Annotated in this window: 20 protein-coding genes, 2 pseudogenes and 1 riboswitch; of the genes and pseudogenes, 7 read left to right on the top strand and 15 right to left on the bottom strand. The window is 58.4% G+C overall.

Features of this window, described 5'->3' with window-relative positions:
* Positions 1 to 17: 17 nt before the first annotated feature.
* Both BN1189_RS06325 and BN1189_RS06320 read right to left on the bottom strand, forming a co-directional pair.
* Positions 18 to 776: an ABC transporter permease gene (locus BN1189_RS06325; protein WP_040226613.1), complete on the bottom strand. Its 759-nt coding sequence runs from the start codon at positions 774 to 776 to the stop codon at positions 18 to 20.
* On the bottom strand, positions 760 to 1,545 hold the full coding sequence (locus tag BN1189_RS06320) for an ABC transporter ATP-binding protein (RefSeq protein ID WP_040226611.1): 786 nt from the start codon (positions 1,543 to 1,545) through the stop codon (positions 760 to 762). The genes BN1189_RS06325 and BN1189_RS06320 overlap by 17 nt, the downstream gene beginning before the upstream one ends.
* Positions 1,546 to 1,739: 194 nt before the next feature.
* Here BN1189_RS06320 and cysK point away from each other — a divergent pair, with 194 nt between their 5' ends.
* The gene (cysK, locus tag BN1189_RS06315; protein WP_040226609.1) at positions 1,740 to 2,663 is read left to right on the top strand and encodes a cysteine synthase A; all 924 of its coding nucleotides are present in this window, start codon (positions 1,740 to 1,742) and stop codon (positions 2,661 to 2,663) included.
* Between the two features lie 187 nt (positions 2,664 to 2,850).
* Here cysK and BN1189_RS06310 read toward each other — a convergent pair whose 3' ends face one another.
* On the bottom strand, positions 2,851 to 3,837 hold the full coding sequence (locus BN1189_RS06310; protein ID WP_040226607.1) for a homoserine dehydrogenase: 987 nt from the start codon (positions 3,835 to 3,837) through the stop codon (positions 2,851 to 2,853).
* A 303-nt stretch (positions 3,838 to 4,140) separates the two neighbouring features.
* Complete coding sequence (locus BN1189_RS06305; protein ID WP_040226605.1) at positions 4,141 to 5,436, bottom strand: O-acetylhomoserine aminocarboxypropyltransferase/cysteine synthase family protein; 1,296 nt, start codon at positions 5,434 to 5,436, stop codon at positions 4,141 to 4,143.
* Positions 5,437 to 5,590: 154 nt separating this feature from the next.
* Positions 5,591 to 5,703, bottom strand: a riboswitch (SAM riboswitch).
* A gap of 140 nt (positions 5,704 to 5,843) precedes the next feature.
* On the opposite strand from BN1189_RS06305, the gene BN1189_RS06300 reads away from it, so the two are divergent.
* Together BN1189_RS06300 and BN1189_RS06295 are read left to right on the top strand one after the other, a co-directional pair.
* Complete coding sequence (locus BN1189_RS06300; RefSeq protein WP_052455681.1) at positions 5,844 to 6,632, top strand: YwqG family protein; 789 nt, start codon at positions 5,844 to 5,846, stop codon at positions 6,630 to 6,632.
* 22 nt (positions 6,633 to 6,654) lie between these two features.
* Positions 6,655 to 7,290: a glycerol-3-phosphate acyltransferase gene (locus tag BN1189_RS06295; protein WP_040226603.1), complete on the top strand. Its 636-nt coding sequence runs from the start codon at positions 6,655 to 6,657 to the stop codon at positions 7,288 to 7,290.
* 145 nt (positions 7,291 to 7,435) lie between these two features.
* Here BN1189_RS06295 and BN1189_RS06290 read toward each other — a convergent pair.
* Positions 7,436 to 7,924: pseudogene (locus BN1189_RS06290) on the bottom strand (alanine dehydrogenase); the annotation flags it as partial.
* Positions 7,925 to 7,962: 38 nt separating this feature from the next.
* Here BN1189_RS06290 and BN1189_RS06285 point away from each other — a divergent pair.
* Positions 7,963 to 8,157: a hypothetical protein gene (locus tag BN1189_RS06285; protein WP_052455680.1), complete on the top strand. Its 195-nt coding sequence runs from the start codon at positions 7,963 to 7,965 to the stop codon at positions 8,155 to 8,157.
* 145 nt (positions 8,158 to 8,302) lie between these two features.
* On the opposite strand, the gene ald is transcribed toward BN1189_RS06285, so the two are convergent.
* From ald to BN1189_RS06270, 3 genes are all read right to left on the bottom strand, one after another.
* A complete protein-coding gene (ald, locus tag BN1189_RS06280; protein WP_040226601.1) occupies positions 8,303 to 9,433 on the bottom strand; it encodes an alanine dehydrogenase in 1,131 nt (376 codons plus the stop codon).
* A 48-nt stretch (positions 9,434 to 9,481) separates the two neighbouring features.
* On the bottom strand, positions 9,482 to 10,840 hold the full coding sequence (locus BN1189_RS06275) for an aspartate aminotransferase family protein (protein WP_040226640.1): 1,359 nt from the start codon (positions 10,838 to 10,840) through the stop codon (positions 9,482 to 9,484).
* 152 nt (positions 10,841 to 10,992) lie between these two features.
* Positions 10,993 to 12,453, bottom strand: a complete 1,461-nt coding sequence (locus BN1189_RS06270; protein ID WP_040226600.1) for a CoA-acylating methylmalonate-semialdehyde dehydrogenase — start codon at positions 12,451 to 12,453, stop codon at positions 10,993 to 10,995.
* A gap of 149 nt (positions 12,454 to 12,602) precedes the next feature.
* On the opposite strand from BN1189_RS06270, the gene BN1189_RS06265 reads away from it, so the two are divergent.
* Positions 12,603 to 14,240 (top strand): PucR family transcriptional regulator, encoded by a 1,638-nt coding sequence (locus BN1189_RS06265; RefSeq protein WP_040226598.1) that lies wholly within the window; start codon positions 12,603 to 12,605, stop codon positions 14,238 to 14,240.
* Positions 14,241 to 14,289: 49 nt separating this feature from the next.
* Here BN1189_RS06265 and BN1189_RS06260 read toward each other — a convergent pair whose 3' ends face one another.
* Positions 14,290 to 15,177 (bottom strand): LysR family transcriptional regulator, encoded by an 888-nt coding sequence (locus BN1189_RS06260; RefSeq protein ID WP_143242258.1) that lies wholly within the window; start codon positions 15,175 to 15,177, stop codon positions 14,290 to 14,292.
* Positions 15,178 to 15,292: 115 nt separating this feature from the next.
* On the opposite strand from BN1189_RS06260, the gene hutG reads away from it, so the two are divergent.
* The gene (gene hutG / locus BN1189_RS06255; protein WP_098049686.1) at positions 15,293 to 16,249 is read left to right on the top strand and encodes a formimidoylglutamase; all 957 of its coding nucleotides are present in this window, start codon (positions 15,293 to 15,295) and stop codon (positions 16,247 to 16,249) included.
* Complete coding sequence (gene gltS / locus BN1189_RS06250) at positions 16,246 to 17,427, top strand: sodium/glutamate symporter (protein ID WP_040226595.1); 1,182 nt, start codon at positions 16,246 to 16,248, stop codon at positions 17,425 to 17,427. The genes hutG and gltS overlap by 4 nt, the downstream gene beginning before the upstream one ends.
* 141 nt (positions 17,428 to 17,568) lie before the next feature.
* Here gltS and BN1189_RS06245 read toward each other — a convergent pair.
* The 6 genes and pseudogenes from BN1189_RS06245 to hydA all read right to left on the bottom strand — a co-directional run bounded on the left by BN1189_RS06245 (position 17,569) and on the right by hydA (position 23,856).
* Positions 17,569 to 18,961: pseudogene (locus BN1189_RS06245) on the bottom strand (BCCT family transporter).
* Between the two features lie 79 nt (positions 18,962 to 19,040).
* Positions 19,041 to 19,511, bottom strand: a complete 471-nt coding sequence (locus BN1189_RS06240; protein WP_040226593.1) for a thioesterase family protein — start codon at positions 19,509 to 19,511, stop codon at positions 19,041 to 19,043.
* A gap of 21 nt (positions 19,512 to 19,532) precedes the next feature.
* Positions 19,533 to 20,501, bottom strand: coding sequence for an L-carnitine dehydrogenase (locus tag BN1189_RS06235; protein WP_040226590.1), 969 nt, complete (start codon positions 20,499 to 20,501; stop codon positions 19,533 to 19,535).
* Entirely contained in the window at positions 20,501 to 21,394 is an 894-nt protein-coding gene (locus BN1189_RS06230) for a 3-keto-5-aminohexanoate cleavage protein (protein WP_040226588.1), read from the bottom strand. The genes BN1189_RS06235 and BN1189_RS06230 overlap by 1 nt, the downstream gene beginning before the upstream one ends.
* A 294-nt stretch (positions 21,395 to 21,688) precedes the next feature.
* Positions 21,689 to 22,324 (bottom strand): TetR/AcrR family transcriptional regulator, encoded by a 636-nt coding sequence (locus BN1189_RS06225; protein ID WP_257125390.1) that lies wholly within the window; start codon positions 22,322 to 22,324, stop codon positions 21,689 to 21,691.
* Between the two features lie 113 nt (positions 22,325 to 22,437).
* Positions 22,438 to 23,856 carry a dihydropyrimidinase gene (hydA, locus tag BN1189_RS06220; RefSeq protein ID WP_040226584.1) on the bottom strand — a complete coding sequence of 473 codons (1,419 nt, stop codon included), beginning with the start codon at positions 23,854 to 23,856 and terminating at the stop codon, positions 22,438 to 22,440.
* Between the last annotated feature and the right edge of the window lie 20 nt (positions 23,857 to 23,876).

Here is a 23,876-nt window from a genome sequence, read left to right as displayed (position 1 = left end):
TTTTCAATTTGAATGAATCAAGCCGTTTCCAGGCCCCATTTGACCCGGACGCGGTGTTCGAATCGCTGGAACAGCAGAAGGTCCACGGTAACGCCGATGATGCCGATAATGATCATGATGGCGAGCACCATGTCCATGCGGCCGAAGTCCGATGCGTATTTAAGCGTGTAGCCGAGACCCGGGCCGGTGCTGAGGAGCTCCCCGGCCATGAGCGCCCGCCAGCCGAACGCCCAGGCGAGCCGGACGCCGGTGACGAAATACGGGACCGACGCCGGAAGCATCACCCGGAAAAACAGATCCGGCCCCGAAGCGCCCATCGTCCGGGCGGCCTTGACGTAGATCGGCGAGACGTTCCGGATGCCGGTGCGGACGTTGATCGTCATGACGACCGCCGCGCCGAGCACGATGATGAAAATGACCGATTTCTCGTTGAGTCCGAACCACATGATCGCGAGCGGCAGCCAGACGATGCTCGGGATGCTCTGCAGCGCCAGGATGAGCGAGCCGAGCGTCTCGTCCGCCGTTTTCGACTTGGCGAGCAGGATACCGAGGCCGAGGCCGATCAGCAGCGCGATTGCGAGGCCGGCGGCGAGGCGCATGAAACTGGCCCCGAGGTCGCGGAAGAGCGTGCCGTCCGCGATCATTTCCCCGAGGGCGGCGAACACGTCCGTCGGAGCCGGCATGATGACCGGCGGGACGTCGAGCAGCCGGATCGCCAGCTGCCAGATGATGAACAGGGAAGCGAAGAAAACGAGCCGTTTAATGAGCAAGCGCATGGCCGCGTTCCTCTTCTTCCACTTTGTCGTTCTCCGCCTTCAGCAGCCGGAGAATCTGCTCCTCGTAACCCGCCATCTCCTTCAGCCGGCTTTCCCTCGGCCGGCCGAGCGGAATCGGGATGTCCTGCAGGATCCGTCCGGGATGGGTCCCCATGACGATGATCCGGTCGGACAGGCGCACGGCCTCCTGGATGCTGTGCGTGACGAACAGAATCGTCTTTTTCGTCTCGATCCAGATTTCTTCAAGAGCCGACTGCAGCCGCATACGCGTCTGTTCGTCGAGTGCGCCGAACGGTTCATCCATGAGCAGCACGGCCGGGTCCATGGCGAGCGCCCGCGCGATCGAGACGCGCTGCTGCATGCCGCCTGACAGTTCATGGGGATGGTGATCCGCATACTGGCCGAGCTGGACGAGCCGAAGATAACGGCGTGCGGTTTCCTTTGCTTCCCCTTTCGGCATGTCGCCCTTCAGCGGAAACATGACGTTTTCCTCGACGGTGAGCCACGGAAACAGCGCCGCTTCCTGGAAGACCATCCCGCGCTCTTTTCCGGGTTTTTGGATGTCCTGCCCGTTGAGCCGGAGAACGCCCGCATCCTGGCGGCCCAGTCCGGCCACGAGTGACAGCAGCGTCGACTTGCCGCAGCCCGAGGGTCCAAGAAGGGAAACGAACTCCCCTTCCCGGATGTCCAAGCTGATATTTTCAAGGACCCGTTCTCTTCGCCCGTGTTTATCGAAGCTTTTCTCCACGCCTTCTATCGAAAGGAACATGCCTGCACTTCCTTTTTCGTTGAATGTTTAATCACCTATCAGTATACTAGGTTTTAGAAGTAATCATACCGCTTTTTTTTTGAAAGTCAAGACACCGGGCCGGCGGTTTTGATCGTTTGCCGATGGGCCGGCGGTAATTTATACTGGTTTAGTAGGGATTACAAACAGTGTATGCAGGAAAGGCGTGAGAAGCCATGAAACTATCCAATTCCATTTTGGACTTGATCGGAAACACTCCGATCGTCCGGCTGAACCGGCTGCCCGATCCGCAAGGCGCCGATGTCTTCATTAAACTGGAGTCGTTCAACCCCGGCGGCAGCGTGAAGGACCGCGCCGCCCTGAATATGATCGAGCGGGCGGAAGCCGACGGGAAGCTGATCCCCGGCAAAAGCACGGTCATCGAGCCGACGTCCGGAAATACGGGCATCGGGCTCGCGATGGTGTGCGCGGCAAAAGGCTACCGCTGCATCATGACGATGCCGGACAACGCAACGGAAGAACGGGTGAAAATTTTGCGGGCATACGGCGCAGAGGTGCACCTCACGCCGGCTTCCCGGCGCATGCAGGGATCGATCGACGAAGCGAAGCAGATTGCCGCGGACATCCCCGACTCCTTCATCCCGATGCAGTTCGACAACCCCGCCAACGCGGACGCGCACCGCGGGACGACCGCCGTGGAGATCCTGGAAGCCTTCGACGGCCAACTCGACGCGTTCGTCCTGACCGCGGGCACCGGCGGGACCGTCACCGGCACTGGCGAGGAATTAAAAAAGCGGATCCCGTCGCTCAAAATCTACGTCGTGGAACCGAAAGGCTCGCCGGTGCTGTCCGGCGGAGAACCCGGCCCGCACAAAATCCCCGGCACCGGCCCGGGATTCATCCCGTCGATCCTCAATCGGGACATCTATGACGACATCCTCTTGATCGACGACGCGGATGCCCAGCGGACGGCCCGGGAACTCGCGGCCAAAGAAGGCATCTTCGTCGGCGCCTCCGCAGCCGCATCGGCTTACTTCGCGATCGAAGTGGCGAAGAAGCTCCCCCGCGGCGCGCGGGTGCTGTGCCTCGCTCCCGACACCGGCGAACGGTATTTGTCGTCGGACCTGTTTCCGCAGTGAGCGCGGGGTGGCGGGCGGTCGGTGTATCCCGGGCGGACGGCCGGTTGCTTAACATTCGCGGCGGTTTGCTTAACATTCAGCTCGATTTGCTTAACATTCAGAGCCGTTTGCTTAACATTCAGCTTGGTTTGCTTAACATTCACAAAAAAGCGGTGCATCCCATCAAAAGGAGGCACCGCTTTTTCGTTTATTCGGTTACGAGTGTTCGAAAGGGTTGGTTGAGCAGCACGGCCGCGTCTTCGACCATGACACTCGCGGTCGGGTACATGCCGGCGCCCGGTCCGATGACGGTGAGCGTGCCGGCGTAGGCCGTTTCGATCGCGACGGCGTTGTCGACGCCGTCGATGCCGTACAGCGGATGGTCCGGGCCGATGAGGACCGGGCCGACGGATGCGCGGAGCCGGCCGTCTTCATCCCGGCGGACATCCGCGATATGGCGGTACCGGAGACCCTGCCGGTCGGCGTCGATCACTTCATCGAGGGTGAGCGTGTCGATCCCCTTCATCGGGACCCGCTCCCAGTCCGGCTGCTCGCCGAACGAGAGGGCGCTCAGGATCATGAGCTTACAGAAGGCGTCAAAACCGGACACGTCGTTCGTCGGATCCGCCTCCGCATAGCCGAGTTCCTGCGCTTCTTTCAGGGCATCCGCGAACGAACACTCCTCTTTCCTCATTTTCGTGAGAATGAAGTTCGACGTGCCGTTCAGGATGCCCTGGATGCCCGTGACTTGATTGGCGAGATTGAGGTTCTGGATCGTCTTGATGACCGGGACGCCGCCGGCTACGGTCGCTTCGTAGCCGACACCGGTCCGGACTTCGCGGGCGAGCGCTTCAAGCGAGGCGCCGGCCTTCGCGTACATCACCTTGTTTGCGGTGACGACATGGCAGCCGGACTCGATGGCCCGCTCCAGATAAGTGCCCGCCGGCTCTTCCCCGACGATCGCTTCAAATACGATTCCGAGGTCCGGCACGGTAAGGATGTCCTCGAAGCGGTCGGTGACGAGCACACCCGGCGTGTCGGGCCGTGCTTTTTCAAGGTCGCGGACGAGGATCGCCGCAATCTCGATGTGTTGGCCGGTCTGCTTCGTCAATTGTTCTTTCCGTTCATTCACGATATTGTAGATGCCCTGGCCGACCGTCCCGAATCCGAGGATGGCCGCTTTCACTGTCGCCATGGCGATCACCTCCAAACTTCCTTCAGCTTAACAAGTTCCGCCCGGTTATGGAACCCCCGGGCGGAAAATTTTCAGACTGTTTTGTTTAAATGAACGTGCGGATGCGCGAAACTCTTCCAGTTCGAGAGCCAACTCTTCCACTTCAAGCCGAAACTCTTCCACTTCGAGGCCCAACTCTTCCACTTCGCAATCTGACTTTCGTCACTCCGGTGCCAACTCTCCTCACTCGAGCTCCAACTCTCCTCACTCGAGCCCAAACTCTACTCACTCACTCCCGAACTCTCCTCACTCACCCACTCACTCTCAAGCTTTGACCGGAACGGCCGCTTCGATCGCCTGCTTCAAATCGGCGATGATGTCATCGACGTTTTCAAGGCCGATGGAGAGGCGGACGAGTTCTTCGCTGGTGCCGGTTTTCGCCAGGTCTTCAGCGGACAGCTGCTGGTGCGTCGTCGAGGCCGGGTGGATGATGAGCGAGCGGGCGTCGCCGACGTTGGCGACGTGGGAGAACAGCTTGATGCCGTCGATGAGCTTACGGCCGGCTTCGCGCCCGCCTTTGATGCCGAACACGATGACAGAGCCGTCGCCGTTTTTCAGGTACTTCTTCGAGAGTTCATACGACGGGTGCTCTTCGAGTCCGTTGTACTGGACCCAATCGACGGACGGGTGGTCCTTCAGCCACTCGGCGACTTTCCTCGCGTTTTCGTTGTGGCGCTGGACTCTCAGGTGAAGCGTTTCGAGCCCCTGCAGGAAGATGAACGCGTTGTCCGGGCTGAGGCACGGGCCGAAGTCGCGGAGCAGCTGCACGCGGAGTTTCGTCGCAAATGCCGCGTCCGGCGCGTCGATGCCGTAGCGGAGGCCGTGGTACGTCTCGTCGGGTTCCGTGAAGCCCGGGAAGCGGCCCTGCGTCCAGTCGAATTTGCCGCCGTCGACCGCGATGCCGCCGATCGCCGTGCCGTGGCCGCCGATCCATTTTGTCGCCGAATGAACGACGACGTCCGCACCGAACTCGATCGGGTTCGACCCGTACGGCGAGGCGAATGTGGAGTCGATGATAAGCGGGACGCCGTTTTCATGGGCGATGTCTGCGACCGCTTCCACGTCGAGCACGTTCAGGCTCGGGTTGCCGATGCTTTCGCCGAAGAGTGCCTTCGTCTTGTCCGTGATCGCCGCGCGGAAGTTTTCCGGGTCGGTCGAATCCACGAACTTCACATTGATGCCGTAGCGCGGGAGCGTCACCGCGAACAGATTGTACGTGCCGCCGTACAGGTTCGCCGCCGCGACGATTTCATCGCCCGCCTGTGCCACGTTGAGGATCGAGAACGCGATCGCCGCCATGCCGGACGACAGCGCGACGGCCGCCGTGCCGCCTTCGAGTTCCGCGACGCGCTTTTCAAACGCGTCGACGGTCGGGTTCATGATGCGGGAATAAATATTGCCGGGTTCCTTGAGCGCGAACAGGTTCTGCGCGTGCTCGGTGTCACGGAAGGCATACGCCGTCGTGCGGTAAATCGGAACGGCGATCGCTCCGGTCGTCGGGTCCGGCTGCTGGCCGCCGTGGACGAGAAGGGTTTCCGGCTGGAATTTTTGATTGGTCATGAGTAAAACCTCCTGGAATAGTTGTGCCCGGGCGGTGCGCCGCCGAAGGCCTGGACTCGATGGATGTGCGGTGACCGGGGAGGAGGTTTTTCAGGTATTAGAAAAACCCTCTTCGCATAAAGAAGAGGGCCGATGCGGTCAGGCCGCATCCCTCCCCTTATCTGCCAGATCCGTTGCCGGAACTGTAGGAATTAGCACCTTTGCAGGCATGGCCTGCCGGTTGCCGGGCTTCGCAGGGCCTAGTCCCTCCGCCGCTCTTGATAAGAGTGAATTCATTCAATTTTCCATCTTGGAAATCAGTATAGCCCTGTCCTCCTCTCGAAGTCAAGTGTATTTTTTCAGAATGGTTGAAACCATTCCGGCCGCCAGCCGTTTAAATGAGTAACACATTTGAGGGGGACGCAATCGTGGCAAATCTAATCGACAAACTGGCCGGGCAAGGCCTCGGAAAGTATACGGAACTGATCCGGAAAATGAGTGCTCCGTGCATTTCGCTCCAAAAAGAAGACGCCGCGGGACCGCTCGCGCCGGGCGCGTCCAAATTCGGCGGCGCGCCGGATCTTCCGCCGGGGACCGACATCCCGGCAATCGGCGAACGGCCGCTCGCTCTTCTCGCACAGATCAACTTGTCGGACCTGGAGATCGCCGGCCTTGAGCACCCGTTTCCGAAGCGCGGCATCCTGTCGTTTTATTACGACACCGAGAACCAGCCTTGGGGCAGCGGCGAGGAAGACGAGCGCGACGGCTGGCGGGTGCAGTTCTTCGACGGGGATCCCGCCCAGCTTGAGCGCATCGAAGTCCCGGAAGACGCGATGCTGCCGGAGTTCGCCGTGTCGTTTGAGGCGGCGGAATCCATCGATGCCGATGCGCTGATCGATATGGACTTCGACGATGACGACGCAGAAGACATTTTTGAGCTGGTGGAAAACGGAGAGCCGAAGCACCAGATGCTCGGCTTCCCGTTCGCCGTCCAGAATCCCGTGTTCATGGAAACCGCCCACTACTGCGACGGCGTCGAGGACTGGAACGAGGCCGAAAAAGCCGCGGACGACTACGTGCTCCTGTTCCAGATGGACAGCGACGACGACCTCGACGCGATGTGGGGCGACATGGGCATGCTTTATTTCTCCATTAAAAAAGAAGATTTCGCGGCCGGGCAGTTCGACCGGACGAAAATGATCATGCAATGCAGCTGACGATCCGGGAGGAGGAAACAAGATGGGGCTCTGGCTCATCCTGGCGGCGGCCGCCGGCTATCTGATCGGCTGTGTGCACGGCTCGACGGTCGCGGGCCGGCTGTCCGGCGTCAACCTGAAAGAGACTGGCGTAAAAAATGCCGGCGCCTCAAATGCGGCGATCGTGCTCGGCAAGAAATACGGCGCACTCGTCGCGGCGATCGACATCGGCAAGGGCGTCTTCGCCGTCCTGATCGCGAAATGGGCGGCGGCACAGGCGATGCTCGGCGCAGAGCAAGGCGCATTAATCGTGTTTGCAATGGGTGCCGCCGTCGTACTCGGCCACAACTTCCCGTTCCACATGAAGTTCAACGGCGGCAAGGGAACTGCCACGGTCCTCGGCGTCCTGCTCGGCTTCGACTGGAAAATCGGGCTGGCCGGGCTCGCCCTGCTCATCGTCGTATCGCTCGCGACCGACTTCATCGTGTTCGGCGTGCTCATGCTCTACGCCGCGTTCATCTACACCGCGATCGTCCTCGCGCCGGGCATCGGACCGGACCTGATCGCGGCCGGATTGTTCTTGATGGCCCTATGGAAGCATATGGAGAACTTCCGCAGGCTGTGCGCCGGCGAGGAGAACCGGGTATCGGCGGTGTTCAAAAAGAAGCGGGTTGCGTAGCCGAGATAAAGATAACGTTCCGCTTGATAAAGATAACGTTTCGGCCGATAAAGATAACGCTCTCTCGGATAAAGATAACGCTCTCACTCAACTGCAAAAAAAACAGGCGCCTGTCCGGTCGATCCGGACGGCGCCTGTTTGCATTTTATGATTGTGCGACCGGCTCAAGCAGGCCAAGAAGATCCGCGTACTCGTAGCCGAGGTCGGCTGCGACGGATTTGTAGGTGACGCGGCCCGCGTGGGTGTTGAAGCCTTTGCGGAGCGGCTCGTTGTCGAGTGCGGCCTGTTTCCAGCCTTTGTTCGCGATCTGGAGCGCGTACGGAACCGTGTTGTTCGTGAGCGCCATCGTGGACGTGCGCGGAACGGCGCCCGGCATGTTGGCGACGGCGTAGTGGACGACGCCGTGTTTCTCGTATGTCGGGTCATCGTGCGTGGTGATCCGGTCGCTCGTCTCGAAGATGCCGCCCTGGTCGATCGCAATGTCGACGAGCACGGAGCCCGGCTGCATCGACTTGACCATGTCTTCCGTGACGAGCTTCGGCGCCTTCGCGCCCGGGATCAGGACCGCACCGACGACAAGGTCGGAATCCTTCACGGCTTCCGCGATGTTGAACGGGTTCGACATGAGCGTCTCNCCTGCTCATCGTCGTATCGCTCGCGACCGACTTCATCGTGTTCGGCGTGCTCATGCTCTACGCCGCGTTCATCTACACCGCGATCGTCCTCGCGCCGGGCATCGGACCGGACCTGATCGCGGCCGGATTGTTCTTGATGGCCCTATGGAAGCATATGGAGAACTTCCGCAGGCTGTGCGCCGGCGAGGAGAACCGGGTATCGGCGGTGTTCAAAAAGAAGCGGGTTGCGTAGCCGAGATAAAGATAACGTTCCGCTTGATAAAGATAACGTTTCGGCCGATAAAGATAACGCTCTCTCGGATAAAGATAACGCTCTCACTCAACTGCAAAAAAAACAGGCGCCTGTCCGGTCGATCCGGACGGCGCCTGTTTGCATTTTATGATTGTGCGACCGGCTCAAGCAGGCCAAGAAGATCCGCGTACTCGTAGCCGAGGTCGGCTGCGACGGATTTGTAGGTGACGCGGCCCGCGTGGGTGTTGAAGCCTTTGCGGAGCGGCTCGTTGTCGAGTGCGGCCTGTTTCCAGCCTTTGTTCGCGATCTGGAGCGCGTACGGAACCGTGTTGTTCGTGAGCGCCATCGTGGACGTGCGCGGAACGGCGCCCGGCATGTTGGCGACGGCGTAGTGGACGACGCCGTGTTTCTCGTATGTCGGGTCATCGTGCGTGGTGATCCGGTCGCTCGTCTCGAAGATGCCGCCCTGGTCGATCGCAATGTCGACGAGCACGGAGCCCGGCTGCATCGACTTGACCATGTCTTCCGTGACGAGCTTCGGCGCCTTCGCGCCCGGGATCAGGACCGCACCGACGACAAGGTCGGAATCCTTCACGGCTTCCGCGATGTTGAACGGGTTCGACATGAGCGTCTCGATGTCGTGGCCGAACTGATCGTCGAGCTGGCGGAGCCGCTCCGGACTCAGGTCGATGACCGTCACGCGGGCGCCCATGCCGACTGCGACGCGCGCCGCATTCGCACCGGCCATGCCGCCGCCGATGACGGTGACTTTGCCGCGGCCGACACCCGGCACGCCGGAGAGGAGGATCCCCTTGCCGCCGTGGTTGCGCTCGAGGAACGTGGCGCCGATCTGCGTCGCCATGCGGCCTGCGACTTCACTCATCGGCGAAAGGAGCGGCAGCGAGCGGTTCGGCAGCTGGACCGTTTCGTAGGCGATCGCCGTCACGTTTTCCTCGACGAGCGCTTTCGTCAGGCCCGGCTCCGCCGCGAGGTGAAGGTACGTGAACAAGATGAGCCCGTCACGGAAATGGCCGTACTCTTCCGGCAGCGGCTCCTTCACTTTCATGACCATGTCGGCAGCCCATGTCCCGGCGGCCGTTTCGGAAATGGTCGCCCCTTCGTTCAGGTACTCTTCATCGGTGAAGCTCGAGCCGAGGCCCGCCCCTTTCTCGATGATGACTTCGTGGCCCGCCCCGACTAGCGTGGCGACTCCGGCCGGCGTCATCGCGACGCGGTTTTCGTTGTTCTTGATTTCCTTCGGCACCCCAATTTTCATAGCCTTTCCCTCCATCGGAAAGGGAGGCACGACGCCTCCCCTCTTCTATTATTTATTTTCCTCGAATGCCTTTTTCACGACCGAGATGATGAAGTCGACGTCTTCATCGGTGCACGAAAGCGGCGGCGAGAGTGTGATGATGTTGTTGTAGCCGGCGACCGTGTCCCCGTTTTTGCCGACGATGAGGCCGTTCGCCTTGCAGTCGGCGATGATCTTGCCGACGCGCGCGGCGCTTGCCGGCTCGCGCGTCTCCTTGTCTTCGACCATCTCGATCCCGAGGAGGAAGCCGATGCCACGGACGTCGCCGACATGCGGGTGGTCCGCGAGATGCGCGAGTTCCTTGCGAAGCCGCTCGCCGTGGCGGTCCGCCTGCTCAACGAGGCCTTCGCGCTCGATGATCTCGAGGTTCTTCAGCGCGACGGCGCAGGCCGCCGGGTTGCCGCCGAACGTGTTCACGTGGCGGAAGTGGCTGTTCTCCGCGCTGTCCTTGAATTTCTCGTAGATGTCCTTGCGCACCGCCGTCACCGACAGCGGAAGGTACGCGCTCGTGAGGCCCTTCGCCATCGTGACGATGTCCGGCTTGATGCCGAAGTTCTGGTGGCCGAACCTCTTGCCCGTGCGGCCGAATCCGCAGATGACTTCATCGATGATAAGCAGGACGCCGTGCTTGTCGCAGATCTCCTGGACTTTCTGCACGTAGACCGGATCCGGGATAAGGATACCTCCGCCCGTGATGAGCGGCTCCATGATGACGCCGGCGATCGTCTCCTCCTGCTCCCAGATGATCTTCTGCTCGATCTCCTCGGCGCGCATGATGTTGTATTCTTCAACGCTCATGCCTTTCGGCCGGCGGTAATTGTCCGGCGGTGCCGTGTGAAGGAAGCCGGGCGCGAGCGGCTCGTATTTATACTTGCGCAGCGCCTGGCCCGTCGCGGCGAGAGCGCCCATCGAGCCGCCGTGGTACGCGCGGTACCGGCTGATGAACTTGTAGCGGGACCCTTCCCCGTTCTGCTGGTGGTACTGGCGGGCGATCTTGAACGCGACTTCATTCGCATCCGACCCCGAGTTGGAATAAAAGATCTGATAGTCATCATCAAGCCACTCGTTGAGCTTCTCGGCGAGCTCGATCGCCGGCTCATGGCCCTGCGTCATCGGCACGTAGCACAATTCCTTCATCTGATCGTACGCCGCCTTCGCGAGCTCTTCGCGGCCGTAGCCGACGTTCACGCACCAGAGGCCGGACATGCCGTCCAGATAGCGGTTCCCCTCATGGTCCGTCACCCACGCGCCTTCCCCTTTCGCCCAGATCATCGGCGGCGATTTTTCCACGTAAGGCGAAATATGGTGCCAGACGTTCTGGCGGTCCTTCTCGACGAGCGTCTGCTCTTCCTGTTTTACAGTCGTCATCATTTTCTCTCCCTTCAAGTTGGGCTGGTCGTGTCGTTCAAGCTTATTTCAGGCTTCGGATGGCGCGAGTGAGGAGAGTTTCTGCTCGAGTGAGGAGAGTTTGCCCCCGAGTGAGGAGAGTTCCCCTACCTCAGCCGCCCTTCTTCGATCTCTTAGTGCCTTTGCGTGAGCATCTTCTTCCTCGTATAGAACTCGATCCCGTCTTTGCCGTTGGCGTGCAGGTCGCCGTAGAAGGACTTTTTGTAGCCCGAGAACGGGAAGAATGCCATTGGGGCCGGGACGCCGAGGTTGACGCCGAGCATGCCGGCGTCGATGTTGTCGCGGAATTCGCGGATGGCGGAGGCGCTGTCGGTGTAGAGGCAGGCGCCGTTTGCGAAATCGGAGGCGTTCGTGAACTCGATCGCTTCTTCGAGCGTCTCCACGCGGACGATCGAGAGGACCGGGGCGAAGATTTCGTCTTGCCAGATCTTCATCTCCTGCGTGACATGGTCGAAGATCGTCGGGCCGACGAAGTAGCCGCCTCCGGAACCGGACTCGCCGCGGCCGTCGCGGACGAGGGTCGCGCCTTCTTCCACGCCGGTTTCAATGTAGCCGAGCGTGCGGTCCTTGTGCGCCGGGCGGATGACCGGTCCGAGGAAGACGCCTTCTTCCAGGCCGTTGCCGATCGTGATGTCGTCGGCCGCTTTCTTCAGGCGGTCGACAAGCTCATCCGCCACATCACCGACTGCGACGACGACCGCGGCGGCCATGCAGCGCTCGCCGGCGGAGCCGAATGCCGCTCCGGTGATGTTCTTCACGGCGTTGTCGAGGTCCGCATCCGGCAGGACGAGCGAATGGTTTTTCGCGCCGGCGAGTGCCTGGACACGCTTGCCGTGGGACGTGCCCGTTTTGTAGACGTACTCTGCGACCGGCTGCGAGCCGACGAACGAGATCGCCGGGACGTCCGGGTGCTCGAGCAGGCCGTTCACGATGTCGTGCGCCCCGTGGACGATGTTGAAGACCCCGTCCGGAAGACCCGCTTCCTTAAGAAGTTCCGCGAGCCGGTTGGCGAGGAGCGGCGTACGCTCGGACGGCTTCATGATGAATGTGTTGCCCGCCACGATGGCGAGCGGGAACATCCAGGCCGGCACCATCATCGGGAAGTTGAACGGCGTGATGCCGCCGACGACGCCGAGCGGGTAGCGGTACATGCCCGATTCGATGTTCGTCGCGATGTCCGGGAGCTGCTGGCCCATCATGAGGGACGGCGCGCCTGCCGCGAACTCGACGCACTCGATGCCGCGGAGCACTTCGCCGTGCGCTTCTGTGAGGCTCTTGCCGTTTTCGACCGTGATGAGTTTCGCGAGCTCATCCCAGTGGTCGACGAGCAGCTGCTGGTACTTGAACATGATCCGTGCGCGCTGCGGCACCGGCGTCTTCTTCCAGGTCTTGAACGCTTCCTTTGCGACCGCAACCGCCTTGTCGAGATCTTCCTTCGTCGAAACCGGAACTTCGGCGATGATTTCGCCCGTTGCCGGGTTCGGGACTTCTTCGTACCGGTCCGTGGCCGACTTTACCCATTGTCCACCGATGAAGTTTGAAAGCGTTTGCGATTTTACTGTTGTTGTTTCCATGATCTATTCCTCCCTGTGCCTTGTAAGTTGACTTGACTCGGTTCGTCGTTCATTCCATAATCAACATTACAAGCTATCAGAATGTTTGTCATTTTACATAGTGTCAAACCATCCGGTGAATTGATTGGACGGAAAGGAGAACTGAAACCATGAAAGAGATCGAACTGACCGTCCGGGACGTGCTGGCCCGGGATTCATTCCAAAAGGCGAAGCTCGTGGCGGGAGAAAAGGGGCTCGGCCGGCAAGTTCGCTGGTCGCATATTCTCGAAGTTCGGGATTTCGAGTCGCTCATCAGCGGCGGGGAACTCATCCTGACGACCGGCATCAGCATGACGCTCGATCTCGAAACCCAGATCGCCTACATCCGGCAGCTGAATGAACTCGGCGTCTCCGCGCTCTGCATCGAGCTGCCCAATCCGAACATCAACATCGCGCCGGAAGTCGTCTCGCTCGCCGACGAACTCGACTTCCCGCTTATCCTGTTCGACGAAGTGATCCGGTTCGTCGACCTGACGCAGGACCTGCACACGGCGATCATCAACCGGCATCACCAGATGATCTCCGAACTCGACCGGCTGTCCGGCCGGTTCATCGAGCTGTCCCTCACGTCGAACGGCATCCTGAAGATCCTCCAGGAACTGCATCAGTACTTCCGCCGGGACGTACTGTTCATCACCGACCGGCCGTCCCACTACTTTTATCCGTCCCATGTGAAGGAAACGGAATCGGCGATCCGCCGGCAGCTCGAGAAGGACGGGACCCTCCAGGACACCGGCCGCTACCTCGAAACGGCGCACGGCCTGTTCGCCACCGTGCCGGTCCGCGGCTTCGGCCAAGTGTGGGGCCGGCTCTGCCTGGCGATGGACGACATGCTCCATGATGATTTCTATTTCCTCATCCTCGACCGCGCGGGGCTCGCGGTCTCTCAGATCCTCCTTCGCAACCGGACCGTCGAGGAGCGCAAGCAGAATCTCGAAGACAAAGTCGTCCGCGGACTCATCACCGGGCGGAACACCGACCCGGACACCGTCCTGTCCGCCCTCCCCGCCCAGGGCCGCAATATGTACTACCGGGTGTTCTCCATCCGGCTCGCCTCCGAAAGTACGTTCGACTCGGAGGACCTGCTGGAGGAAGAGCTCATCCAGCGCTCGATGATCATCCGGAGCGTGTTCCAGCGCGGCGGGTTCTTCCCGGCCATCACATCGGGAAAAAGCGAACTCGTCATCCTCGCCTTCTTCATCTCCGGCGAAGATCAGCGAAACACGGCCGGCCGCTTTGAACAGATGATCCAGGAAATCCGGCAGATGCCGGAAAGTCAGTTCACCGGCTGCCGGTTCGGCGTGAGCAAAGTGTATCAGGACATCGCGGACGCAAAGCGGGCGTTCGGGGAAACGGAAGACGTCATCTCCCTCCAGAAACAGGCGGTCGCCGCCTCCCCGTTCTTCGAAAAGCTCGGCATCCACCGGCTTCTCCTGCTGCTCAAGCGGGGCGGCGAACTGGAGCGCTATGTGGACGATTACCTCGGCCACCTCATCGCACACGACCGGCGGCACGACAGTGATCTCCTCGAGACACTCGTCGTCTACCTGGAATGCGGCGGCGTCAAAAAAGAAGCGGCGGACCGGCTGTTCATCGTCCGCCAGACCCTTTATCACCGGCTCGAAAAGCTTGAAGCCCTGCTCGGCAAGGACTTCATGGAATCCGACAACCGGCTCGCGCTGGAAGTCGCGGTTCAGGCACACCGGATGCTGGCGCGTGAGGGCAGAGAGCTTGCGGCGGGCAAATAAAAACCCCCTGAAACGGGAAGTTGCCGCACTTCCGTTTCAGGGGGTTTCTTCATTGTGATTCGAAACGCTCCAGCAAGCGCCGGAAAAAGTCTTTGACGGGTTCCGGATAGGATCTTGCTTTCACATAGCAGAAGAAGACGGTCCTCTTCAGGCGGGAGTCGTCGACCGCTCGGCCGCCGAGCCCTTCCGGCAAGTTCCCCGACACGTACTGCTCGGGCAGCAGGGCGATTCCGAGCCCTTTGTCCACAAGGTGTTTCACCATCTCGAACCGCTCGATCTGGTAGTCGACTTTCGGGGCAAGCCCCGCCTCCTTGAACGCATCCATGATCTGCTGCCGCGTCTTGAACGACGGCATTCCGAGAACGAGCGGGAATCGGCAGATGTCTTCCAGTCGAATCGTCTCCAGCCGGCCGATCTCATGTCCTTTCGGAAACACGACGAGAAATGACTCTTCATAAAGCGGAATCGCCTCGATCTGGTCGTTTTTGATCTCCTGGTTCGTGACGACCGCATGAACGTCGTACTGGATCAGTGCCTCCATGACCGTCTTGTCATACAGCGTATCGACAACGGTAAATGTATTGCCGGGATACTGATCTTTATGCTCCGCCATCAAGCCGGTGAACCATTTATGGGCAGATTCGATGACGCCGACGAGGATCTCCGTCCGGGCGCCGCTGACGTTCTCGCCCACTTCCTTCTTCAGTTTATCCATCTGCCGGAGAACCGGAAGTGCCCGGTTGTACAGAAGCTGACCGGCGTCCGTCAGACGGAAATCCCGCGTGGTGCGCTCGAGAAGCCGCGCCCCGAGCTCCGCTTCCATATTGCTGATTGCCTTGCTCAGCGACGGCTGGGAAATATGCAGGGCCGCCGCAGCTTTGGAAAAGTTTCGATACTGAACGACTGTGACAAAGTACTCCATTTGCCTTAAATCCAATTTCCTCACCCCTGCTTATAGCCTAAGGCTATTGTATTATGGAAAATCGGTATTAGAAATTATAAGTCCTCCCCTTTATACTAAAAACATCGAATTTCAGGGAAGGATGATTCAAATGTTTAAGGAAAGCGATTTCAATCTATGGTCCGGCCGGACAGACAGCGAGACGAATCCGGAGAGCTTCCGCTATCATCAGGTCATCCGCCCTGCGGCAATCAACGATTTGACCAACATGAAAGCGTCTCCAATCACGCTTATCGGGTTTGAATGCGATGAAGGCGTCCGGAGAAATAAAGGCCGTGCCGGCGCCCGGAAAGGACCGGATCAGATCCGCAGGCAGCTAGCCGGTCTCCCGTGGCGCGCCGGATCCGCCAACCTGCTCGATACCGGGAACGTCATCTGCGAAGGCACCGAACTGGAAGCCGCGCAGGAAGAACTCGGCGACCGGGTATCGGACATCCTGCAGTCCGGATCCCGCTGCATCATTGCAGGCGGCGGCCACGAAACCCTTTACGGCCATTACCTCGGCGTCCGCAAACAGGCCGGGCCCGGCGCTGTGATCGGCCTGGTGAACATTGATGCCCACTTCGACCTGCGGGAATACACCGATCAGCCGTCTTCCGGGACGATGTTCAAACAGATTCTCGACAGCGATCCGAACGCCCGTTATTTCGTCTGCGGCATCCAGGAATACGGCAACACGACTGAATTGTTCAACCGGGCGGACGAGCTCGGCGTCACTTACATGCTTGAAGAAGAAACGAGCCTCGAAAACTGCCGGCAGCCAATCGACGAGTTCATGGCCGGCTGCGATGTTGTCCTTCTCACACTGTGCATGGACGTCTTGAAAGCCGCCGACGCGCCGGGCGTCAGCGCACCGTCCGTCTTTGGTCTGGACCCGAAAACCGTCCGGGCGCTCACGAAGCACATCTGCTCCGGGCCAAAAACGACCAGCTTCAGCCTCTGCGAAACGAACCCCGAACTTGATGAAGACAACCGCACAGCGAAGCTTGCGGCCTATATGATCAATGAAGCCGTCATGGCCTTCAAGAAAGGCGGTCCACCGCAATGATCGAACTCAACCAGATCACCACGCTGTTCCTGTCGGTCGCCCTGTTCCTCATCGGGACGGCCATGGTGAACCGAATCGGAATCCTCAACCGCTTTTGCATCCCTGCCCCGGTTGTCGGCGGACTGCTTTTTGCCATCCTGGCGCTCGTCCTGAAGGAAACAGGCCTCGTGGAAGTCACGCTCGACACGTCGATTCAGAGCCTCTTCATGATTGCGTTCTTCACGACGGTCGGACTCGGCGCGAGCTTCAAGCTCATCAAGCTCGGCGGGAAGCTCCTCGTCATCTACTGGCTCGTCTGCGGCTTCCTGGCGCTCGTCCAGAACGTGATCGGGGTCTCCCTCTCGAAACTGTTCGGCATCCACCCCCTCCTCGGCGTCATGGCCGGAGCGGTATCGATGGAAGGCGGACACGGCGGCGCGGCGGCGTACGGACAGACCGTTGAAGCGCTCGGCATCGACTCGGCCGTCACGATCGGGCTCGCCGCTGCGACGCTCGGACTCATTTTTGGCAGTCTCACCGGCGGCCCCGTCGCCAAGTACTTGATCACGAAACACGATCTCAAGCCGTCCACCGAAGAAATGTCCGAGTACGTCGAGAAAGACGAGCGGCCGGTGAGCGAGCGGTCGTTCATGATCCAGGTCGCCCTCATCACGCTGTCCATGGCGGCCGGCACCTACCTCGGCGACCTGTTCACGGACCTGACCGGATTCGTCCTCCCGGCTTATATCGGTGCGATGTTCGTCGCCGTGATCGCCCGCAACCTGATGGACCGGTTCCTCCCGGGCACGATCAATATGAAAGAAATCAACCTGATCGGCGACGTATCACTGTCGATCTTCCTGTCGATGGCCCTCATGAGCATCAAGCTCTGGGAAGTGGCGGGACTCGCCCTGCCGCTCGCCGGCATCGTCATCGTCCAGGTGATCTTCATCGTCCTGTTCGCCGTTTTCATTCTGTTCCGCCTCATGGGCGGCAACTATGATGCGGCCGTCATGGTCTCGGGCTTCCTCGGCCATGGCCTCGGCGCCACGCCGAACGCAATGGCGAATATGTCTGCCGTCGTCGGCAAATTCGGCCCGTCGCGCCAGGCGTTCCTCATCGTTCCGATCGTCGGCGCGTTCCTGATCGACGTGTTCGGCGCCCCGATCATCATCACGACGATCAATCTGTTCAAATAAAAACTCACCCGTTTCTGTTTACAGATTCAAATGCAAGAAGCCCTCGGATGGAACCAGCTCCAGTCCGAGGGCTTCTTTGCCTATGTATACTCTCTATTCAGGTTGACGCTGTTTTTGGGCCGGCTGCTGCCTGTTTTACGGTCATTCAGCGTCATGACCTTTCAAATCCCGGGATTTCATCTCAATATCCGAATCATAGTCCTTTTTAAATCCTTTATACGCTGCATAACACATCACTAAAAGAATAACGGAAAGCGGGACGGCCATGGCGACCAATGCCGATTGCAGACCGGCCAATCCGCCGGTCACGATCAACACGGCCGAAACGAAGCCGATGATGATTCCCCATGTCATTTTGCTGACATTGGACGGATTTTGGTTCCCGTTCTCGCTCATCATCCCCAGGACAAACATCGCCGAATCCGCCGACGTGATGAAGAAGGTGAAAATCAGAACCATTCCCACCACACTGATCAACCCGGACATAGGGAAATAACTGATGAAGTCAAACAAGGCCACCGTCACATCCGCAATGACGGTGTCGGCCAAAGCGGTCTCTCCCTGGTTTTGAATCAAATCGAGTGCAGATCCACCCAGCACGGCAAACCAGAAAAATGAACAAAGGACCGGTATGAACAAGGCACCCATCATGAATTCCCTTAGAGTACGGCCTTTGGAAATACGCGCCACAAAACTGCCCACCAACGGAGCCCACGCAATCCACCAGCCGAAATAAAACAGGGTCCAGCCGGCTATCCATTCGCCATCTCCATATGGATCCGTTCTGAAGGACATTTGAAGAAAATTATTTGCATAGTCCCCGATGCCCTGGAAAAGAATTTTCATGATTGCTTCCGTCGGGCCAAGTACAAAGATGGTGAGGATGAGCACCAATGCCAAGATGATATTTGTATTGGATAAGTATTTGATTCCCTTTTGGATCCCCGTAGAGGCGGACCATAAGTAAATGATCGTGACGACTCCGATGATGACCATCTGCGTCGTCGTATTATTGATGATGTTCCATTGATATTCCAGGCCGCTGTTGATTTGCAGCACGCCGAATCCCAGTGAAGTGGAAATTCCGACGACCACGGAGAGCACCACGACAATATCAATCGTTTTGCCGATCGGACCGTATATACCTTTTCCGATTAATGGGTAAAACGCTGAGCTCATCGTGGCCGGAAGCCCTTTTCGGAATTGAAAATAGGCGAGACAAGCGCCGACAAATGCGTAGCATGCCCATGCCGATACACCCCAGTGCAAGTAAACGAACTGCATGGCCCGCTCAGCCGATTCCAGCACTGAAAAGCATGGCAATCCACGTGACGGTCTTGTATTCGGGAACATCCGAATCCTTGCCGAGTTTTATTTTTCCAAACCTCGAAAATGCCACATATAAACAAAAGACGAGCAAAATAAAAACAGAGAGCAGAAATAGCCAGCCAAGTTTATCATAGATCAGGCCTAAAAACGTGTTTGAGAAGGTCTCCAGTCGATCGGGAAAGACAGCGCCAAATCCCAGAAACATCAAACTGACCGTTAATGAAATATAAAATACTGAACTGTATTTCCTCATATATAACCTCCTTGTGTACTCCGTATTCGGGTTAGCGCTTGATGCCGACTTTCCTGCCGGCCTGCTTTGGCGCTTCCAGTTTTTTGTGTTCATCCCATAACTCTTCGATTGATTCCGCGACAGCTTCCGGGAAAGGGGCGGGCCGGCCTTGTGCCGCGTCCATTCCCATCAGCATCTGTTCGCTTGTCGCCACTACGTCGCCCGCTTCGTTTTTCATCGTGAACATCAAGTGGAACCGTTTCGAATCTCTGTCCAGAAGCTGGACACTCACGATGAGTTTTTCCCCTTCATGCGCTTCTTTCAGGTAGCACAAATGCGTTTCGAGCGTGAACATCGTATAGCTGTATTGCTCCCGCGCTATTGCGTCCAGCCCGACAAAGTCGATCAGTTTATCGACTGCGAGGCTGAATACTTTCGCGTAAGCCGCGTCATTCATGTGTCCGTTGTAGTCCACCCATTCGCTGTTCACATGCGTTTTGTAAAGAAATGATTTTTCCGGCATGCCGAAGGCTCCTTTGCAGTTTTACATTTTTACAGCTGTTTTCGTCTCCGGCCAGTACGACGCGACCAGATCAAGCAATTCCACTAAAAAGGCGTTGCGTTTATTTTCCAGCTCGGCAATCGACACATTGTCCGCCTGGCCTGCAGTGCCCGCAATGACCTTCTCTTTCAGTTCGTCCGTCAGTTCCGGCGCTTCCAACTTCGTCCAAGGCAGTTTCAATGCGGGGCCGAATTGCTCCAGCATGTGCCGCATCCCCTGATCGCCTCCAGCCAGGTGGAATGTCAGAAACGGCCCCATCTGTGCCCAGCGCAGGCCGGCCCCGTAAATGATCGACGCATCCACTTCTTCTGTTGTGGCGACACCGTCGTTTACAAGATGCAGCGCTTCCCGCCACAGCGCCTCCATCAGCCGGTCGGCCAGATGGCCTTCGATTTCCTTTTGAATCACAAGCGGTTTCATCTGCACGCTTTCATAAAAGCGCTTTGCCCGTTCCATGACTGCCGGGTCCGTCTGTTCGCCGCCAACGAGTTCAACAAGCGGTAAAATATATACCGGGTTGAAGGGATGGGCCACAATCAGACGTTCCGGGTGGTTCAGCCCTTCCTGAAGAACGCTCGGCATAATGCCGGATGTGCTGGAACCGATGAGCGCACCCGGTTTGGCGTGTTCATCGATCTCCGCCAAAACCGATTTCTTCAGCGCTTCCCGTTCCGGAACATTTTCCTGAATTAAATCCGCTTCACGCACCGCTTCTGCAATTGTCGGATAGAATGTGATCCCGTTTTGCGACGCCCCTTCCGCGAGACCCAGCTTTTCAAGAGAAGGCCAGGCGCGCGTGACGGCATCACGGGTCCGCTCTTCCGCTCCCGGCGCAGGATCGAATGCCGCGACCTCGTATCCCCGTGCCAGGAAACGGCTGATCCACCCGTTTCCGATCACGCCGGTTCCGACGACGGCAACTTTTTTCACTTCATTGACTGGATCGGCCATCAGTTTCCACCTCCGTAAGGATTCATCAGGTTGAAGTGACTGCGTGCTTCTGCCGGTGTCATCACTTCGATATTCGAGGCCTGCAAAAGCGTTACCGCTTTATCAACGAGCTGCTCATTGCGCGCCAGTACCCCTTTTTCCAAATACAGATTATCTTCAAGCCCGACCCGGACGTTTCCGCCGAGCTTTGCCGTCTGCTCCAGGATCGGCATTTGCATGCGGCCGATGCCGAACGCCGACCAGTGGGCATTTTCAGGAATGCGGTTTTTCATGTACTGGATGGTCTCTTCATCCGCTTCCGCTCCCCACGGGATGCCGAGGCAGAACTGGAAGATCGGATCTCCATCGATCAGCCCTTCAGCGATTAATTGCTTGGCGAAGCGGAGATGTCCGGTATCGAAGCATTCCAGTTCCGGTTTCACGCCGCTCTGCTGGACCAGTTTTGCCTGTTCCCGGAGCCAGTCTGTCGGACTCATGTAAACCATGTCGCCGAAGTTGACGCTGCCGCAGTCCAGCGTGCACATTTCAGGAAGCAGCGAACCGACCGGTTCATGGCGTTCCGCCGGTGTCTGCATGTCCGTTCCTTCTCCGCCTGCCGACGGATTCATCAGATCCGGAATGAAATCTCCGCCGCCGCCTGAAGTGATATTGATGATGACATCCGTCTCCGACTCACGAATGCGCTCAACGATTTCCCGGTAATGGTCCAGGTTATGGCTGATGCCGCCTGTTTCGGGATCGCGGGCATGCACATGCGCAACGGTCGCGCCTGCCTTTGCGGATTCGATCGCCGATTCTGCGATTTCTTTCGGTGTCACCGGTACATGTTGGCTTTTGGAAGTTGTGCTCCCGGCACCCGTCACTGCCGCTGTCAATAAAATCTTGTTTTTCATTTTGATGCTCCTCCCTGTTTGCTGAGCCCATTTGCTCATTTTTTCTCTCGGTTTACCGTGAAACCGCTTTCACCACTTTGGAAGTGTACCATCCGGACGGTTTAGCTTCAAGGCGATTTCCGGCACGAGACGATTTCGGGAATAATTTTCGGAATTTAAAATCACGCGCCAGCCCTTATGCTGACGGCTTTTACGATAATGAATCGGCGATTAAAATTTTTCAAATAAAAACGCATCACCCAGTGGATGATGCGCTTCGACCTGTATGATTTTTCTGCCGACTGGCACGCCGGGTCATTCATTCGCCCACTCGATCAGCCGTTCGTAAATCGCTTCTTTTTTCTCTTCGTCGATGTGACGGGTATCGAGCAGCTCCGATAGCCAGATCCCATCCGCAGCCAATTGGATGATCGAGGCTTTGATCGGATCAATGCCATCCGTCTCCACTTCTGTCTCCCAATCATGATACAACTCTTGGATCGGGTTCAATAACTCTTTATTCACTGCCTTTGCAGCAAGGAGACCGGCATGCATGCCTTGATTCTGATACTGTTCCTTGAATGTGACGGTGACGTATGACTTGATCCATTTTCCCTTTTCCTCAGGCGATTCGGCGGCTTTCGCTGCGACTTTTTCCCGGTAATTTTGAGCCAAATGCTCCACCATGCCTTTGACGAGCGCTTCTTTCGATGGAAAATGATACAGCAGACCGCCTTTGCTGATGCCGGCTTCCAAAGCCGCTGACTCCAGCGTTAAAGAAAAAATACCGCGTTCACTGACAATCTTGGATGCCGCAAGGAGGATTTCCTCTTTCCGAGAAGCTCTGCCCATATTGATCTCCTTTAAGAAAAGAATTTTAGATTTCACTATACTACCTGGACGGTATTTTGACAAACTTGTTCTTTCCAGTGCCGGCTCCTCTTGCTTCATTATGGTTTCATCATCGCGCCAAATGCGATAACACAAAAAAAGAGACACCGATCCATATGCGGATCGTGTCCCAAGAGCGATATTGTCCGACGGATTCCCCGTCAATTCGCCAATCATTTGCCGCCCAGTCCGACCGGCTGCCGCTCCGTTTTGGCATTCGCCAGTTCCCGGCGCAGGTACATGCCGCTCCCCGGGTTACCGACGAACTTTCGGTCCTTGATGACCCACTCGCCGCGAACCATGACGCTGACCGGTTCGCCCCGGACTTCCATCCCTTCGAACGCATTGTAGTCGACGTTCATATGGTGGGTGCTAGCTGAAATCGTCCGCTCGACGCCCGGGTCGAACAGCACGATGTCCGCATCCGAGCCGACCGCGATCGTCCCTTTCTGCGGGAACAGGCCGAATGTCTTCGCGGCGTTTGTAGAGACGACCGCGACGAATTCCTGGAGGCTGATCCGCCCTTTCACCACTCCCTCGGAATACAGGACGCCGAACCGGTCTTCGATGAACGGCCCGCCGTTCGGAATCTTCGAGAAGTCGTCGATGCCGAGGCGCTTTTTGCCGTTAAAGTTAAACGAACACTGATCCGACCCGATCGTCTGCAGCTGGCCGGACTGGAGTGCGTGCCAAAGCACGTCTTGATTGGACTTTTCCCGCAGCGGCGGCGACCACACATACTTCGCCCCTTCAAAGCCCGGCTTCTCGAGATACGTCTGGTCGAGCGTCAAGTACGGCGGGCATGTTTCGCCGAGCACGTCGTAGCCTTTGTTGCGCGCTTCGATGATCTCATCGACCGCTTCCTTGCACGTCACGTGCACGACGTACAGCTTCGCCCCGGCGAGGTTCGCGAGCTCGATCGCCCGCTTCGTCGCCTCGCCCTCAAGCTGGGGCGGACGTGTGAGATAATGGTACTTCGGCTCGGTGTGTCCTTCCGCGAGCGCCGTGTCGACGAGCTCGTCGATGACCGACCCGTTTTCGCAGTGGACGAGAACGACCGCTCCGGTGTCCGCGCCCACTTTGAACGCCTGGAACAAGGTGCGGTCGGACGCCTGGAACTCGCGGGCGTACGCGAGGAACACCTTCACCGACGCGATCCCTTCCTCCTCCAGCACGTCCGGCAGCTGGCTCAGCGTGTCTTCATTCAGCTCGCCGACCATCAGGTGGAAGCCGTAGTCGATGACCGCCTTGCCGTCCGCCTTCTCGTGCCACTTGACGACCGCATCCTTCAGCCGCTTCTCCCCCGCCGTCAAGCAGAAATCAATGATCGTCGTCGTGCCGCCGTGTGCGGCCGCGATCGTCCCCGTTTCCCAGTCATCGTCGGTCACCGTGTTGTTGAACGGCATGTCGAGATGCGTGTGCGGGTCGATGCCGCCCGGAAATACGAGCAGGCCCGATGCGTCCACCACTTCCGCACCGCCCGCGTCCAGGTCATGGCCGATCTGCGCCACCTTCCCGTCTTCCACGAGCACATCCGCCCGGTATTCATCGGCCGCCGTGACGACCGTCCCGCCTGTGATCAGTTTTTTCATGAGTGGTCACTCCTTTTTCA

This window comes from Bhargavaea cecembensis, from assembly GCF_000826125.2.
GTDB lineage: Bacteria > Bacillota > Bacilli > Bacillales_A > Planococcaceae > Bhargavaea > Bhargavaea cecembensis_B.
Note: the sequence above shows the minus strand (reverse complement) of the source record. Positions and strands in the feature narration are given on the sequence as shown.